We start from the raw sequence: 13,690 nt of genomic DNA on the forward strand, positions 1-13,690 counted from the left end.
GGTATTAAAGGCGGAAAACGAGTTCAAACGGCACGTCCGAATCGTATCAATGGCGAGATTCGCGCCCTGGAAGTTCGCTTGACAGGTCTGGAAGGCGAAGCTTTGGGTATTGTGAGTCTGAGAGAAGCTCTCGAAAAGGCTGAAGAGGCCGGAGTAGATTTAGTTGAAATCAGCCCTAACGCCGAACCGCCAGTTTGTCGTATCATGGACTACGGCAAGTTCCTTTATGAAAAGAGTAAGTCTTCTAAGGAACAGAAGAAAAAGCAAAAAGTTATCCAGGTTAAGGAAATTAAATTCCGTCCTGGGACCGATGATGGTGATTACCAGGTAAAACTCCGCAGCCTGGTTCGCTTTCTCGAAGATGGCGATAAGGCTAAGATCACACTGCGTTTCCGCGGTCGTGAGATGGCCCACCAGCAGATCGGTATGGAAGTGCTTACGCGCGTCCGTGACGATCTGAGTGAACTGGCAGTAGTCGAATCCTTCCCTACGAAGATCGAAGGCCGCCAGATGATCATGGTGCTCGCTCCTAAGAAGAAACAGTAAGGCCTTCAAGTAGCGATGTCAGTGGAGCCTTAGGGCTTCACTGATGTTGTTCGCCTATGTTTCGTTTATTAACAATGCGAAGTGGAAGTTATTAAGATGCCAAAAATTAAGACCGTACGCGGTGCTGCTAAGCGCTTCAAAAAAACCGGTAAAGGTGGTTTTAAGCACAAGCACGCTAACCTGCGTCACATTCTGACTAAAAAAGCTACCAAGCGTAAACGTCACCTGCGTCCGAAAGCCATGGTTTCCAAAGGCGATCTGGGCCTGGTTATCGCGTGCCTGCCGTACGCATAAGTCGTTAACGTTTAACTTTTTTAACTTAGAATAGATACAGGAGAGCACACATGGCTCGCGTAAAACGTGGTGTAATTGCACGTGCACGTCACAAGAAAATTTTGAAACAAGCTAAAGGCTACTACGGTGCGCGTTCTCGCGTATACCGCGTTGCCTTCCAGGCTGTTATCAAAGCTGGTCAGTACGCTTACCGTGACCGTCGTCAACGTAAACGTCAGTTCCGTCAACTGTGGATTGCACGTATCAACGCAGCAGCACGTCAGAACGGTATTTCTTACAGCAAATTCATCAATGGCCTGAAAAAAGCCTCTGTTGAAATCGACCGTAAGATCCTGGCTGACATCGCCGTATTCGACAAAGTAGCGTTCACCGCTCTGGTCGAAAAAGCGAAAGCAGCTCTGGCATAAGCCAGTTGAAAGAGGGAGCTTGTCTCCCTCTTTTCGTTTCAACACCATCAATACATTGACTTTTATCGGCGCAGGCTTTTCAATACAGGTCTGACGTTTCTTACCAGACAAGGTAATGCAAGCATGAATGCTGCTATTTTCCGCTTCTTTTTTTACTTTAGCACCTGAACTCAGGAGGCTAGCGCGTGAAAGAAGAAACGGAAAACAGCGCCAGAAAGCCTCCCCTGTGGAGGCTTTTTTCGTATATGGATTCGGGATATTAATTTCACTATAACCGGTGTCTGCACCGACATAATGAGGAAAACCATGTCACATCTCGCAGAGCTGGTTGCCAGTGCCAAGGCAGCCATTAACGAGGCATCAGATGTTGCTGCGCTGGACAACGTCCGCGTGGAATACCTGGGTAAAAAAGGGCATCTGACCCTGCAAATGACCACCCTGCGTGAGTTACCGCCGGAAGAGCGTCCGGCAGCCGGCGCGGTCATCAACGAAGCGAAAGAGCAGGTGCAGCAGGCGCTGAACGCGCGCAAAGCTGATCTGGAAGGCGCAGCGCTGAATGCGCGTCTGGCCGCAGAGACCATTGACGTCTCGCTGCCGGGACGCCGCATTGAAAATGGCGGCCTGCATCCGGTCACTCGCACCATCGACCGTATTGAAAGTTTCTTCGGTGAGCTCGGCTTTACCGTGGCGACTGGCCCGGAAATCGAAGATGATTACCACAACTTCGATGCGCTGAATATTCCGGGTCATCATCCGGCGCGCGCTGACCACGACACTTTCTGGTTCGATGCCACTCGCCTGCTGCGTACTCAGACCTCCGGCGTGCAGATCCGCACCATGGAAAACCAGCAGCCGCCCATCCGCATTATCGCGCCGGGCCGCGTCTATCGTAACGACTACGACCAGACCCATACCCCGATGTTCCACCAGATGGAAGGTCTGATTGTTGATAAAAACATCAGCTTCACCAACCTGAAAGGGACGCTGCACGACTTCCTGAACAACTTCTTTGAAGAAGACCTGCAGGTGCGCTTCCGTCCGTCCTACTTCCCGTTCACCGAGCCGTCCGCAGAAGTTGATGTGATGGGTAAAAACGGCAAATGGCTGGAAGTGCTGGGCTGCGGGATGGTACACCCGAACGTGCTGCGTAACGTCGGTATCGATCCGGAAGTTTACTCCGGCTTCGCCTTCGGTATGGGGATGGAGCGTCTGACCATGCTGCGTTATGGCGTGACCGATCTGCGCGCGTTCTTCGAAAACGATCTGCGTTTCCTCAAACAGTTTAAATAAGGGCAGGACAGAACAATGAAATTCAGTGAACTGTGGTTACGCGAGTGGGTTAACCCGGCGATCGACAGCGAAGCGCTTTCCGATCAGATCACCATGGCGGGCCTCGAGGTCGACGGCGTTGAGCCGGTTGCCGGCAGCTTCAACGGCGTAGTGGTCGGTGAAGTGGTGGAGTGCGGCCAGCATCCAAATGCTGACAAACTGCGCGTCACCAAAGTCAACGTGGGCGGTGAACGCCTGCTGGACATCGTCTGCGGCGCGCCAAACTGCCGTCAGGGGCTGAAAGTCGCCGTGGCGACCATCGGCGCCGTGCTGCCGGGCGATTTTAAAATTAAAGCGGCGAAGCTGCGCGGCGAACCGTCAGAAGGGATGCTGTGCTCTTTCTCCGAGCTGGGTATTTCCGACGACCATAGCGGTATCATCGAACTGCCGGCGGATGCGCCGATCGGCACTGATATTCGTGAATACCTCAAGCTTGACGATAACACTATCGAAATCAGCGTCACGCCAAACCGTGCCGACTGCCTGGGTATCATCGGTGTGGCGCGCGATGTCGCTGTGCTGAACAAAGCGCCGCTGAACGCGCCGGAAATTACGCCGGTTGCCGCGACCATTGACGACGTGCTGCCGATTCAGGTTGACGCGCCGCAGGCGTGCCCGCGCTATCTGGGCCGCGTGGTGAAAGGCATCAACGTCAAAGCGCCGACCCCGCTGTGGATGAAAGAGAAGCTGCGCCGCTGCGGGATCCGCTCCATCGACGCGGTGGTTGACGTGACTAACTATGTCCTGCTTGAGCTGGGCCAGCCGATGCACGCCTTTGACCGCGACCGTATCGAAGGCGGGATCGTGGTGCGCATGGCGAAAGAGGGTGAAACCCTGGTGCTGCTCGATGGCTCTGAAGCGAAGCTCGACAGTGACACCCTGGTTATTGCTGACCATAACAAAGCGCTGGCGATGGGCGGGATCTTCGGCGGGGAACACTCCGGCGTTAACGACGAAACCCAGAACGTGCTGCTGGAATGCGCGTTCTTCAGCCCGCTGTCCATTACCGGCCGCGCGCGCCGTCATGGCCTGCACACCGATGCCTCTCATCGCTATGAGCGCGGCGTCGATCCGGCGCTGCAGTATAAAGCGCTGGAGCGTGCCACGCGTCTGCTGATCGACCTCTGCGGCGGTGAAGCTGGCCCGGTGATCGACGTGACAAACGAAGAGACCTTGCCAAAACGCGCCACCATTACCCTGCGTCGTAGCAAACTGGATCGCCTGATTGGCCACCATATCGATGACGCGCAGGTCACCGACATTCTGCAGCGCCTCGGCTGCGAAGTGACGGTGGGTCAGGACGAATGGCAGGCAGTCGCCCCGAGCTGGCGTTTCGACATGGAGATCGAAGAAGATCTGGTCGAAGAAGTGGCTCGCGTTTATGGCTACAACAACATTCCTGATGCGCCAGTACAGGCGGGTCTGATCATGGGTACCCATCGTGAAGCCGACCTGTCGCTGAAGCGCGTAAAAACGCTGCTGAACGACAAAGGCTATCAGGAAGTGATCACCTACAGCTTTGTTGACCCGAAAATCCAGCAGCTGATCCACGCCGGGGAAGAGGCGCTGATCCTGCCAAGCCCGATCTCCAGCGAAATGTCGGCGATGCGTCTGTCGCTGTGGACCGGCCTGCTGGGTACCGTGGTCTACAACCAGAACCGTCAGCAGAGCCGCGTGCGCATCTTTGAGAGTGGCCTGCGCTTCGTGCCGGATACTCAGGCGCCGCTGGGCATTCGTCAGGATGTGATGCTGGCCGGGGCGATCTGCGGTAACCGCTACGAAGAGCACTGGACGCTGGCGAAAGAGACGGTCGATTTCTATGATCTGAAGGGCGATCTGGAATCCGTACTGGATTTAACCGGTAAATTGGCCGACATCGAGTTCCGTGGCGAAGCGATCGCCGCGCTGCATCCAGGCCAATCCGCAGCGATTTATCTTAAAGGTGAACGCATTGGTTTCATTGGGGTTGTTCATCCGGAACTGGAACGTAAACTGGATCTGAACGGTCGCACTCTGGTGTTCGAACTGGAGTGGGACAAGCTCGCAGACCGCGTGGTGCCTCAGGCGCGCGATATTTCCCGCTTCCCGGCGAACCGTCGCGACATCGCGGTACTGGTCGCGGAAAACGTGGCTGCTGCCGATGTTTTAGCCGAATGTAAGAAAGTTGGCGTAAATCAGGTAGTTGGCGTAAACTTATTTGACGTGTACCGTGGTAAAGGTGTGGCGGAAGGGTATAAGAGCCTTGCGATTAGCCTGATCCTGCAGGATACCAGCCGTACACTCGAAGAAGAGGAGATTGCCGCTACCGTTGCCAGATGTGTAGAGGCATTAAAAGAGCGATTCCAGGCATCATTGAGGGATTGAACCTATGGCGCTTACAAAAGCTGAAATGTCAGAATATCTGTTTGATAAGCTTGGGCTTAGCAAGCGGGATGCCAAAGAACTGGTCGAGTTGTTTTTCGAAGAGATCCGTCGTGCTCTGGAAAACGGAGAACAGGTCAAACTCTCCGGGTTCGGCAACTTCGATTTGCGGGATAAAAACCAACGCCCGGGACGTAACCCGAAGACGGGGGAGGATATTCCCATTACAGCCCGGCGCGTGGTGACCTTCAGACCCGGTCAGAAACTGAAAAGCCGTGTCGAAAACGCGTCGCCGAAAGACAAATAATCTGAACTAATTAAAAAGGCCGCATTGCGGCCTTTTTCTTTTCTATACGTCCTTACGCTTTGACGGCGGTGAGCATGATCTCCACCAGGATATCCGGTCGCGCCATCTCCGCCTGTACTGCTGCTCGCGCCGGGCTCTGGCCTTCCGGCATCCACTGTACCCACACGTCATTGAATGCGACAAAATCACGTTCGATATCTTTCAGCCAGATCTGCGCGGAGAGAATTTGGCGCTTATCGCTCCCGGCAGCCACCAACAGGGCATCGATCTTCTCCAGCACTTCACGGGTTTGTAAAACGATATCGTCTTCGCTGCTTTTTGGCGTCTGCCCGGAGAGGAACAACAGATTGCCATACGCAACGCTGGCGGAAAGGCGAGGTTGTGGATTATTGCGAATAATGGTCATGCGGTTTGTTTCCATGTGAGACCTTCTAAAGAAATAGTGGGTGCCTGATTGTCGATTAACGCGCCCAGCACCACCGCGCTGCCGGCGGCGAGGGTAAAGCCGAGACTACCCTGGCCGAGGTTCATCCACAGATTGGGGTATCCGGCGCGACCCAGCATCGGCGGGCCTGCTGGTGTTGACGGGCGCATGCCGGTCCAGGCTTCGGCCTTGTCTAGCCCTTCGAGTTCGGGAAAGCTGCGGGCGACGATGTTTTTCAGCGCCTGAATGCGGCTCTCGCGCAGTTGGTCGCCGTCGTAGCCGATGTCCACCATCGCCGCGATGCGCAGTTGTTGGCCAAGGCGGGCATAAACGATTTTGTGCCCGTAGTCGGTGACGCTGATGTCAGGGGCAATACCTGCTTTTTCAGGATAGGGCAGGGTCAGGCTGTACCCCTTCAGGGCGCACAGCGGCACGCGAACTCCCAGATGCCCAAGCAGAGGACCACTGCCGTTACCGGCGGCAACGACATAATCATCGCCGGTGATGGTTCCCCGGTTGGTCTCCAGGGCGATGATGCGTCCGCCGCGCTTATTGAGCCGCTGCACCTCACAGTGCGTCAGCAGGCTAAAGTCGTTGCTGGCATTGAGCTTGTCGAGCAGGGCAAGGCAGAACTGATGGCAATCTGCCGTTTCATCGCCCGGCGAATAAATCCCGCCCTGCAGCGAAGGGCTGATATGTCTGAGTGCCGGCTCCAGTTGCAGACAGGCGTCAGCATTCAGCGCTTGTTGATACTGAGGATCTATCCCTTTTGCCGCTTTATTAAAATCATATTCGCGGCGATGGATAATTAATTTACCGCTGCGCCGCCAGTGAAAATCGGCAAGATTATCCTCATCCAGCCACGACTGCATGACCTGACGGCTGAGCAACGACAGGCGCAAAATATGATCGCCGTTCATTTTATTGGTCTGGCTATTACAGGCACGCAGGAACTGCAGCAGCCAGCGCCACTGCTGGAAAGACATCTTAAGACGCATATTCAGCGGCGAATCGGCTTTGCCCATCCATTTAATCCCTTGCAGGGGAACGCCGCTATCGGCAAGGGGGGCAACGTAGCGATAACTTAATTGTCCGCCGTTAGCAAAACTGGTGGCACTGCCCGGTTCAGCATTGCGCTCCAGTAATTGCACCTGATGGCCGCGCTTAATCAGTTCCCAGGCCGTGGCCAGACCGACCACGCCGCCGCCGATAATGACAATGCGTTTGTTCATAACCCGATATATCCACCGCTAATCAATTTATCGGGTTATGTCAAAGCATTTACCCCAGCGGCGCAATTGACTTTTTATGGTCAGGGTATAACCGCAGGTTAATCTCCTTGAGTTGCTGGCGCAGACGCTGGCAGAGAAAATCGACGAACTTTTGCGCCATTGGACTCAGCGAAACATCGGCCCGGCGCAGCAGGCAGAGGTTGATGGCAATCGGCGGCGTAATGGGGTGGATCATCTCTGGAGCCAGGTTGTGCTGGGCGGAAAAGATATCTGTGATGCTGCAGCCCATGCCGCGCTTCACGAACTCGGTAGCCATATAGTAGGTCTGAACGTTAAGCCGGGTGGTGGAAAAGTCGCGACGGGTGGCGATGGCGGCAGAGAGCGAGTGCGGCCCTGGCGAGATCCAGCGCTGCTGGTCGATCTGGCCGATGTCCACCGCCCCCTGACGATAATGACGGTCGATGTACACCAGCGGTACTTCGGCAATCAGGGTGGTCAGGATCTCTCCCTGCTGCACCGGCTGTAGCGTCAGCGCCAAATCTATCTCGCGCAAATCCAGTTTTCTGACCAGCGTCTCGGTGTGCTCGGTGGTGAGCGTCATCACCAGGTTGCTGTTTTGCTGATAAAAGTCGGTCACCAGCTCTGGCACCAGGCTTAATCCCAGACTCGGCAGGCAGCCTAAGGTGATTTTGGCGCGCGGATCGCGGGCCAGATTGTCGGCCAACAGGCGCAGGTTATCGAGGTCCTGATAAATGCTCTGCGCTTTTTCGAAAAGTGTGATCGCCTCGCTGGTCGGCAGCAGCTTGCCGCGCACCCGCTGAAAGAGGGTAAAACCCAGTTTCATCTCGGCGCTTTTTAGCGCTTTGCTGGCCGCTGGCTGAGAGATATTCAGCGCTTCCGCCGCCCGTGACAGCGAGCCGCAGGTCATTACGGCGTGAAAGATTTCCAGATGACGCAGTTTCATGAACAGTTAACTCAGGGTTATAGCCTACCGATAAAAAGTCATTATCCACTAACACAAAGTTAACATAAATTTAATCTCCAATCAGCGCTCCGGTTACATATTGTGCTGTAGACCCCGCCTGATGGCGGAATATTACGCTCTCAGAATCTATTCCTTTGTACCCAAACGCACCCTCAGGCTCGCGGCCAATAATGAAAAAGAGGGGGGATGTTTTCTGAGCAGGTCCCAATACACCTCCTGACCCTTACGGTCGGATTGATTGGCATTAAGGAGTGTTATGAGTGACTCAACGCTCACAGGCAATGCGCCTGTCAGACGAAATATCACGCGGAAAAACGTTATTACTGGTCTGTTATTGCTGCTGTTCGTGTTGATCGCGCTGTGGTGCCACGGTCGACCGGGCAGTGAGCTTGGCCTGCTGGGATTTACGCCGCTGGTGGCACTAGCGATATTATCGCTGATCGGCGTTGATATTGTGCTGGCGGTGATCTCCTCGATTATTATCGCCATGATAATGACCTCGACCGGCCTGCCGGAAATGGGCACGATGCTGGCGAAATCCACCGGGTCATTTATCGCCACGGTAGGGCTTATCATTATGCTCGGCGCCGGCGTGGGGGAAGTGGCCACCCGCACCGGCGCAGCGGTTGAGCTGGTGAAATTCGTGGTTCATCGTATTGGGCTGTCGAGCCAGACGCGGGTTAAGTTCGGCATTGTGGTGTCATCGATTTTAATTTGTGGTTCGCTGGGCACCATGGCCGGTGGTAACGCCATTATCGTGGCCGTGATCATTCCGGTGGCGGCAGCGGTACGCTTAACGCCGCCGACGGTCGCCGCGCTGATGATGACCGCCGGCTCCGTTGGGCTCTTTACCGGGCCCTTCACCCCCAGCACCGTGACAATCCTCAGCCTCGGCGGGTTGAGCTATCCGGATTATCTGCTGTACGTCGGTCTGCCGATGAGTGCGGTGACGCTGCTGGCCGGCTGGATAATGGCGGGGCGGATCCAGAAGATGACTGAAGGCAAACTGCGCTATGACGTCGATCTTTCGGAGAAGCCAAAAGAGGATCTCAGCGCCGCGCAGCAGCGTCGGCGTAAATTAAGCGCGCTGGCCTTCGCCGCGACGATCATTGTGATGGCGGTGGTTGGCGTGGTGATCAAAGCTGGCTTCAGCTTTGCGATTATCGTGATGCTGCTGGTGGCGCTGATGACCGGGCTGGTAGGCGGCCTGCGACCGACGCAGATCCTGCAGGCGCTGTATCACGGCTGCGGCCGTCTGGTGTGGATGTTTATCCTCTACTGGCTGTATAACCCAATCCTTGAACTGATGGATGGTCTGCATGCCTATCAGGGGCTGCTGGAGTATACCCAACCGCTGCTCGAGGGGATCTCCCCGGCCTGGCTGTGCTTTAGCATCTTTGCGTTCAATATTATCGGCCATGTGCCCGGTGCGGCGGTGGCGCAAATGACGTTTACCCATAAAATCTTTGGCCCGATGCTGATGGCCGCCGGCGTGCCGCCGCAGGGGACCACCGCGGTGCTGCTCGCCTCGTCTCAGGTGGACTGGTTCGGTCCGTTTCCCTCATCGGACATGTTCGGCCAGATGGGGCTGGCGCAGTCCACGCATCTGAAATATATGCTCTATAACGGCTGGGCAATCGTGGTGGCGAATATCATTCTCTTTGCGCTGCTGTTTCAGATCCTGGTGTAACGAATGACCGCAGACGCGGGGGAGGCCTCCTCCGCGTCGACATTCGGGCGCGAGGTTTTCCTTTTCTCACCGCGACACCCACCGTAAAATCAGCCTCTTGTTCCCACTGCGTAATGGAATCTATGCTGACTCTCGCCCATCTTCAACAGCGCCGCAGCCGGCGTTGGCTCTTTGGATTAACGCTGTTGCTCCTGGTTACGCTACTGATCAGCCTGTGCGCGGGCGATCAATGGATCCCGCCTGGGGAATGGCTGAGCGCGAAAGGCCAGTTGTTCATCTGGCAGATCCGCCTGCCGCGAACCCTGGCGGTGGTGCTGGTGGGGGCGGCGCTGGCGCTCTCCGGGGCGATTATGCAGGCGCTGTTTGAAAATCCGCTGGCGGAGCCGGGTCTGCTGGGCGTCTCCAACGGGGCGGGCGTCGGGCTGATTGCCGCCGTCCTGCTGGGCAAAGGAGTCTTGCCCGGCTGGGCGCTCGGGCTGTGCGCGATCCTCGGCGCGCTGCTGATCACCTTTATTTTGCTGCGTTTTGCCCGCCGCCATCTCTCTACCAGCCGTCTGCTGCTGGCGGGGGTGGCGCTGGGGATCATCTGCAGCGCCCTGATGACCTGGGCGGTCTACTTCTCCACCTCTTTTGACCTGCGTCAGCTGATGTACTGGATGATGGGCGGGTTTGGCGGCGTCGACTGGCAGCAGCTGTGGCTGATGATAGCCCTCCTGCCGGTGCTTTGCTGGGTTTGTCTGCAGTCGCAACCCCTGAATTTACTGGCGCTGGGTGAGATCTCCGCTCGTCAGCTTGGGCTGCCGCTGTGGCTATGGCGCAAGCTGCTGGTGGTGGCGACCGGCTGGTTGGTCGGCGTTAGCGTCGCGCTGGCGGGGGCAATTGGCTTTATCGGCCTGGTGATCCCGCACATTCTGCGGCTATGCGGTTTAAGCGATCACCGGGTGTTGCTCCCGGCCTGCATGCTGGCCGGGGCGAGCGCCTTGCTGGGGGCGGATATCATTGCCCGACTGGCGCTTTCCGCCGCAGAGCTGCCGATTGGCGTGGTGACGGCGACGCTGGGCGCGCCGGTCTTTATCTGGTTGCTGCTGCGTTCGCGGGGGCGGGGATAGCGCGGCGCCGTCGGCAGGGACGGCGCCGGTTCAGGCTTACCAGCCTTTGATCGCGTCGCCTTTGTAGACTTCCTTCGCTTTTTCCGCGACTTCGCTGGTCTGGAAGGCGGCTTTCAGCTCCTGAATTTTCTTGCTGTCCTTATTATCCTCGCGGGCGACAATCGCATTCACGTAAGGAGAATCCGGCCCCTCCATAAACAGACCGTCGCGGGCGGCCGACAGGCCCGCCTGGGCGGAGAAGTTGGTGTTAATGATTGACAAGCTAACGTTCGGATCATCAAGGGTACGGGTCAGCTGTGGGGTATCCACTTCAACAATTTTCAGCTGTTTCGGGTTGTCGATGATATCCAGCGTGGTCGGTAAATAGCCGACGCCCGGCTTCAGCTTGAGTAACCCCTGCGCCTGGAGCAGCAGCAGGCTGCGGCCCAGGGTGGTGGTTTCATTAGAAATGGTCACCGTCGCCCCTTCGGGCAGTTCGCTGATGTTTTTGATCCGGTGAGAATAGGCGGCGATAGGGAAGACAAAGGTTTTACCGACCACCGCAAATTTATAGCCGCGCTCTTTCGACTGCGCCTCAAGGTACGGCAGGGTCTGGAAGGCGTTGGCATCCACATCTTTGTTGTTCAGTGCTTCGTTGGGCAGCACATAATCATTGAAGGAGACCACTTCGACGTCGAGATGATATTTATCCTTCGCCACCTGCTCCACCACTTTCCAGATGGCTTCGTCCGGCCCGGTATTGATAGCGACTTTCACTTTATTATCTTCATCCGGAGAGCAGGCGCTCAGCAGGGCGACAGAGGTGGCGATTAACGCCAGGCTAAACAACTTCTTCATCAATAAAACTCTCTTAAATTAACAAGTAACGAAACCATATTACATTACCGGGACACTGTACACGGAAATGGTCGACTGCCCAATTGAGAGGATTTCATGTTGCTGGCGGCCAGCGAAGCGCTGTTACATCATGCGACAACTCGGGGGGATTGGCAGTAGAATGGCGGCCGCTGAATCCGCTACAGTAGATAGGGATCACCTTCACCGGAAACCGGTTTATCCATTGAGGACAGGCTATGCAACATGACATTCTGAATACCGAAGTGACGACCATTGATGGCGAGAAAACCACCCTGGCATCCTTTGCCGGCAAGGTGCTGTTGATCGTCAATGTGGCCTCGAAATGCGGCCTGACGCCGCAGTATGAGCAACTTGAGGATCTGCAAAAGCAGTTTGCCGGGGAGGGCTTTAGCGTGCTGGGGTTCCCCTGCAACCAGTTCCTCGGCCAGGAGCCGGGCAGTGAAGAAGAGATTAAGACCTTCTGCAGCACCACCTACGGCGTCACCTTCCCGCTGTTCAGCAAAATTGACGTCAACGGTGAACATCGCGCGCCGCTGTATCAAAAACTGATTGCCGCCGCGCCGAAAGCGGTGGCCCCGGAAGGCAGCGGTTTTTATGAGCGGATGGCCAGCAAAGGCCGGGCGCCGCTGTATGTGGACGACATTCTGTGGAATTTCGAAAAATTCCTCGTCGATCGCCAGGGCAACGTCATTGAGCGCTTCTCTCCGGATATGACGCCGGACGATCCGCAGCTGGTGGCGGCGATTAAAGGAGCGCTGGCGAAATAATGGCGTTTCTGATGCAGCTACAGGATGTAGAAGCGGCGGGGCGTCTGGCCCCGTTTTCTGCGGCCTTTCGCGCCGGGGAGATCGTCCACCTGGTGGGGCCGAACGGCGCAGGGAAGAGCACGCTGCTGGCCCGCATGGCGGGGCTGTCCGAGGGCCCCGGCACGATTCATTTTAACGAACGGCGGCTTGACGAGTGGCCGGCGGCGGAGCTGGCGCGCCGTCGCGGATATCTATGTCAACACCAGACCCCGCCGTTCGCCATGCCGGTGTGGCACTACCTGACGCTGCATATGCAGCAGCAGGGCGATAGCGGCCGTCTGAGCAATATCGCGGCCAGGCTTGGTCTTGACAATAAGCTGGACCGTCAGGTTAATCAGCTTTCGGGCGGTGAGTGGCAGCGCGTGCGGCTGGCGGCAGTGATCCTGCAGATCGATCCCTTGAGTCATCCCGCGGGTCAACTGCTGCTGCTGGATGAGCCGATGAACAGTCTGGATGTGGCCCAGCAGGCGGCGCTGGATCGGCTGTTACGTGAGCTGAGCGCGGCGGGGATTGCGGTGGTGATGAGCAGCCACGATCTCAACCATACCCTGCGCCATGCCGGACAAAGCTGGCTGCTCTGCCAGGGGGAAGCCATCGCCTGCGGAGAGACCGCCGAGGTGCTGAATGAGGAAAATTTAACCGCTGCCTATGCGATCCCGTTCCAGCGCGTGGAGGTGGCCGGTCATATTATGCTCATCGCGTCACAGTAGCACGCAGTTATCTTGTCACTGTATTGATAAACAAGCTAAATTATTGCGATAAAGAGACTAGGGACAGAGGGATCATCTGAAATGCGCTTCTGGTTCATGTTGGCGGCGGCGTTAATTTTAGCCGGCTGCAGCAGCCATCGGGCACCGCCGCCGAATCCACGGCTGGCTGACTCCATCACGGTGGTGGCGAATCTGAACGAGCAGTTGCGTAGCTGGCGTGGCGCACCGTATCGCTACGGCGGCATGACGCCGCGCGGCGTCGACTGCTCCGGCTTCGTGGTGCGCACGTTTCGCGATAAATTTGCCCTCCAGCTGCCGCGTGAAACCCGCGAGCAGGCGGAAATCGGCACCCGCATCGATAAGCGCGATCTGCTGCCCGGCGATCTGGTGTTCTTCAAAACCGGCTCAGGGGAGAGCGGTTTGCACGTCGGCATCTACGATACCGATAACCAGTTTATCCATGCCTCCACCAGCCAGGGCGTCACCCGTTCCTCGCTGGATAACGTCTACTGGAACAAAAAGTTCTGGCAGGCGCGGCGTATCTGACGTCATTCAGAAGCAAGAGGGAAGCGAGCGCTTCCCTTTTTTATGCCGATAACCCTGCACTCCGCCCGTGTTAATCCGCTGTTTGA

At 56.5% G+C, this 13,690-nt stretch carries 16 protein-coding genes and 1 other annotated feature; of the genes, 12 read left to right on the forward strand and 4 right to left on the reverse strand.

The features are described from left to right. The first annotated feature begins 3 nt into the window (after positions 1-3). From infC to ihfA, 7 genes are all read left to right on the forward strand, one after another. Positions 4-546, forward strand: a complete 543-nt coding sequence (gene infC / locus SP68_RS10215) for a translation initiation factor IF-3 (protein WP_012967832.1) — start codon at positions 4-6, stop codon at positions 544-546. A gap of 96 nt (positions 547-642) precedes the next feature. Continuing rightward, positions 643-840 (forward strand): 50S ribosomal protein L35, encoded by a 198-nt coding sequence (rpmI, locus tag SP68_RS10220; RefSeq protein WP_001124225.1) that lies wholly within the window; start codon positions 643-645, stop codon positions 838-840. 50 nt (positions 841-890) lie between these two features. Then, positions 891-1,247, forward strand: a complete 357-nt coding sequence (gene rplT, locus SP68_RS10225) for a 50S ribosomal protein L20 (RefSeq protein ID WP_000124850.1) — start codon at positions 891-893, stop codon at positions 1,245-1,247. Positions 1,248-1,365: 118 nt separating this feature from the next. Then, positions 1,366-1,490, forward strand: a sequence feature (Phe leader region). Further along, on the forward strand, positions 1,371-1,415 hold the full coding sequence (gene pheM / locus SP68_RS28260; RefSeq protein WP_001386830.1) for a pheST operon leader peptide PheM: 45 nt from the start codon (positions 1,371-1,373) through the stop codon (positions 1,413-1,415). Its footprint overlaps the feature before it by 45 nt. Before the next feature lie 63 nt (positions 1,491-1,553). Continuing rightward, positions 1,554-2,537, forward strand: a complete 984-nt coding sequence (gene pheS, locus SP68_RS10230) for a phenylalanine--tRNA ligase subunit alpha (protein WP_008804435.1) — start codon at positions 1,554-1,556, stop codon at positions 2,535-2,537. A 15-nt stretch (positions 2,538-2,552) separates the two neighbouring features. Next, entirely contained in the window at positions 2,553-4,940 is a 2,388-nt protein-coding gene (pheT, locus tag SP68_RS10235; protein WP_016161312.1) for a phenylalanine--tRNA ligase subunit beta, read from the forward strand. Between the two features lie 4 nt (positions 4,941-4,944). Next, entirely contained in the window at positions 4,945-5,244 is a 300-nt protein-coding gene (ihfA, locus tag SP68_RS10240) for an integration host factor subunit alpha (protein ID WP_002909098.1), read from the forward strand. 52 nt (positions 5,245-5,296) lie between these two features. Here the strand turns inward: ihfA and SP68_RS10245 are convergent, their stop codons facing one another. From SP68_RS10245 to admX, 3 genes are read right to left on the reverse strand one after another with little or no spacing between them, the layout of a single operon-like run. Next, positions 5,297-5,650 carry a RidA family protein gene (locus SP68_RS10245; RefSeq protein WP_077269396.1) on the reverse strand — a complete coding sequence of 118 codons (354 nt, stop codon included), beginning with the start codon at positions 5,648-5,650 and terminating at the stop codon, positions 5,297-5,299. Beyond that, the gene (locus SP68_RS10250; protein ID WP_012541370.1) at positions 5,647-6,900 is read right to left on the reverse strand and encodes a D-amino acid dehydrogenase; all 1,254 of its coding nucleotides are present in this window, start codon (positions 6,898-6,900) and stop codon (positions 5,647-5,649) included. The genes SP68_RS10245 and SP68_RS10250 overlap by 4 nt, the downstream gene beginning before the upstream one ends. Before the next feature lie 49 nt (positions 6,901-6,949). After that, the gene (admX, locus tag SP68_RS10255; protein WP_023340350.1) at positions 6,950-7,864 is read right to left on the reverse strand and encodes an HTH-type transcriptional regulator AdmX; all 915 of its coding nucleotides are present in this window, start codon (positions 7,862-7,864) and stop codon (positions 6,950-6,952) included. Between the two features lie 277 nt (positions 7,865-8,141). Here admX and SP68_RS10260 point away from each other — a divergent pair, with 277 nt between their 5' ends. After that, entirely contained in the window at positions 8,142-9,575 is a 1,434-nt protein-coding gene (locus tag SP68_RS10260) for a citrate transporter family protein (RefSeq protein ID WP_022065337.1), read from the forward strand. A gap of 122 nt (positions 9,576-9,697) precedes the next feature. Beyond that, positions 9,698-10,684 carry a vitamin B12 ABC transporter permease BtuC gene (btuC, locus tag SP68_RS10265; protein WP_012541372.1) on the forward strand — a complete coding sequence of 329 codons (987 nt, stop codon included), beginning with the start codon at positions 9,698-9,700 and terminating at the stop codon, positions 10,682-10,684. Positions 10,685-10,720: 36 nt separating this feature from the next. Here the strand turns inward: btuC and SP68_RS10270 are convergent, their stop codons facing one another. After that, complete coding sequence (locus SP68_RS10270) at positions 10,721-11,521, reverse strand: MetQ/NlpA family ABC transporter substrate-binding protein (RefSeq protein WP_002909085.1); 801 nt, start codon at positions 11,519-11,521, stop codon at positions 10,721-10,723. 236 nt (positions 11,522-11,757) lie between these two features. On the opposite strand from SP68_RS10270, the gene SP68_RS10275 reads away from it, so the two are divergent. The 3 genes from SP68_RS10275 to SP68_RS10285 all read left to right on the forward strand — a co-directional run bounded on the left by SP68_RS10275 (position 11,758) and on the right by SP68_RS10285 (position 13,604). Next, positions 11,758-12,309 (forward strand): glutathione peroxidase, encoded by a 552-nt coding sequence (locus tag SP68_RS10275; RefSeq protein WP_008804442.1) that lies wholly within the window; start codon positions 11,758-11,760, stop codon positions 12,307-12,309. Further along, positions 12,309-13,058 (forward strand): vitamin B12 ABC transporter ATP-binding protein BtuD, encoded by a 750-nt coding sequence (gene btuD / locus SP68_RS10280; RefSeq protein ID WP_040968624.1) that lies wholly within the window; start codon positions 12,309-12,311, stop codon positions 13,056-13,058. The genes SP68_RS10275 and btuD overlap by 1 nt, the downstream gene beginning before the upstream one ends. Positions 13,059-13,139: 81 nt before the next feature. After that, positions 13,140-13,604, forward strand: coding sequence for an NlpC/P60 family protein (locus tag SP68_RS10285; RefSeq protein ID WP_002909082.1), 465 nt, complete (start codon positions 13,140-13,142; stop codon positions 13,602-13,604). Positions 13,605-13,690: the final 86 nt, after the last annotated feature.

The sequence above is a fragment of the Klebsiella variicola genome (assembly GCF_000828055.2).
GTDB classification, from domain to species: Bacteria; Pseudomonadota; Gammaproteobacteria; order Enterobacterales; family Enterobacteriaceae; genus Klebsiella; species Klebsiella variicola.

Coding starts and splice junctions, on each gene's coding strand:
- rpmI (WP_001124225.1), top strand. CDS start 643: ATGCCAAAAATTAAGACCGTACGCGGTGCTGCTAAGCGCTTCAAAAAA.
- rplT (WP_000124850.1), top strand. CDS start 891: ATGGCTCGCGTAAAACGTGGTGTAATTGCACGTGCACGTCACAAGAAA.
- pheS (WP_008804435.1), top strand. CDS start 1,554: ATGTCACATCTCGCAGAGCTGGTTGCCAGTGCCAAGGCAGCCATTAAC.
- pheT (WP_016161312.1), top strand. CDS start 2,553: ATGAAATTCAGTGAACTGTGGTTACGCGAGTGGGTTAACCCGGCGATC.
- ihfA (WP_002909098.1), top strand. CDS start 4,945: ATGGCGCTTACAAAAGCTGAAATGTCAGAATATCTGTTTGATAAGCTT.
- SP68_RS10245 (WP_077269396.1), bottom strand. CDS start 5,650: ATGACCATTATTCGCAATAATCCACAACCTCGCCTTTCCGCCAGCGTT.
- SP68_RS10250 (WP_012541370.1), bottom strand. CDS start 6,900: ATGAACAAACGCATTGTCATTATCGGCGGCGGCGTGGTCGGTCTGGCC.
- admX (WP_023340350.1), bottom strand. CDS start 7,864: ATGAAACTGCGTCATCTGGAAATCTTTCACGCCGTAATGACCTGCGGC.
- SP68_RS10260 (WP_022065337.1), top strand. CDS start 8,142: ATGAGTGACTCAACGCTCACAGGCAATGCGCCTGTCAGACGAAATATC.
- btuC (WP_012541372.1), top strand. CDS start 9,698: ATGCTGACTCTCGCCCATCTTCAACAGCGCCGCAGCCGGCGTTGGCTC.
- SP68_RS10270 (WP_002909085.1), bottom strand. CDS start 11,521: ATGAAGAAGTTGTTTAGCCTGGCGTTAATCGCCACCTCTGTCGCCCTG.
- SP68_RS10275 (WP_008804442.1), top strand. CDS start 11,758: ATGCAACATGACATTCTGAATACCGAAGTGACGACCATTGATGGCGAG.
- btuD (WP_040968624.1), top strand. CDS start 12,309: ATGGCGTTTCTGATGCAGCTACAGGATGTAGAAGCGGCGGGGCGTCTG.
- SP68_RS10285 (WP_002909082.1), top strand. CDS start 13,140: ATGCGCTTCTGGTTCATGTTGGCGGCGGCGTTAATTTTAGCCGGCTGC.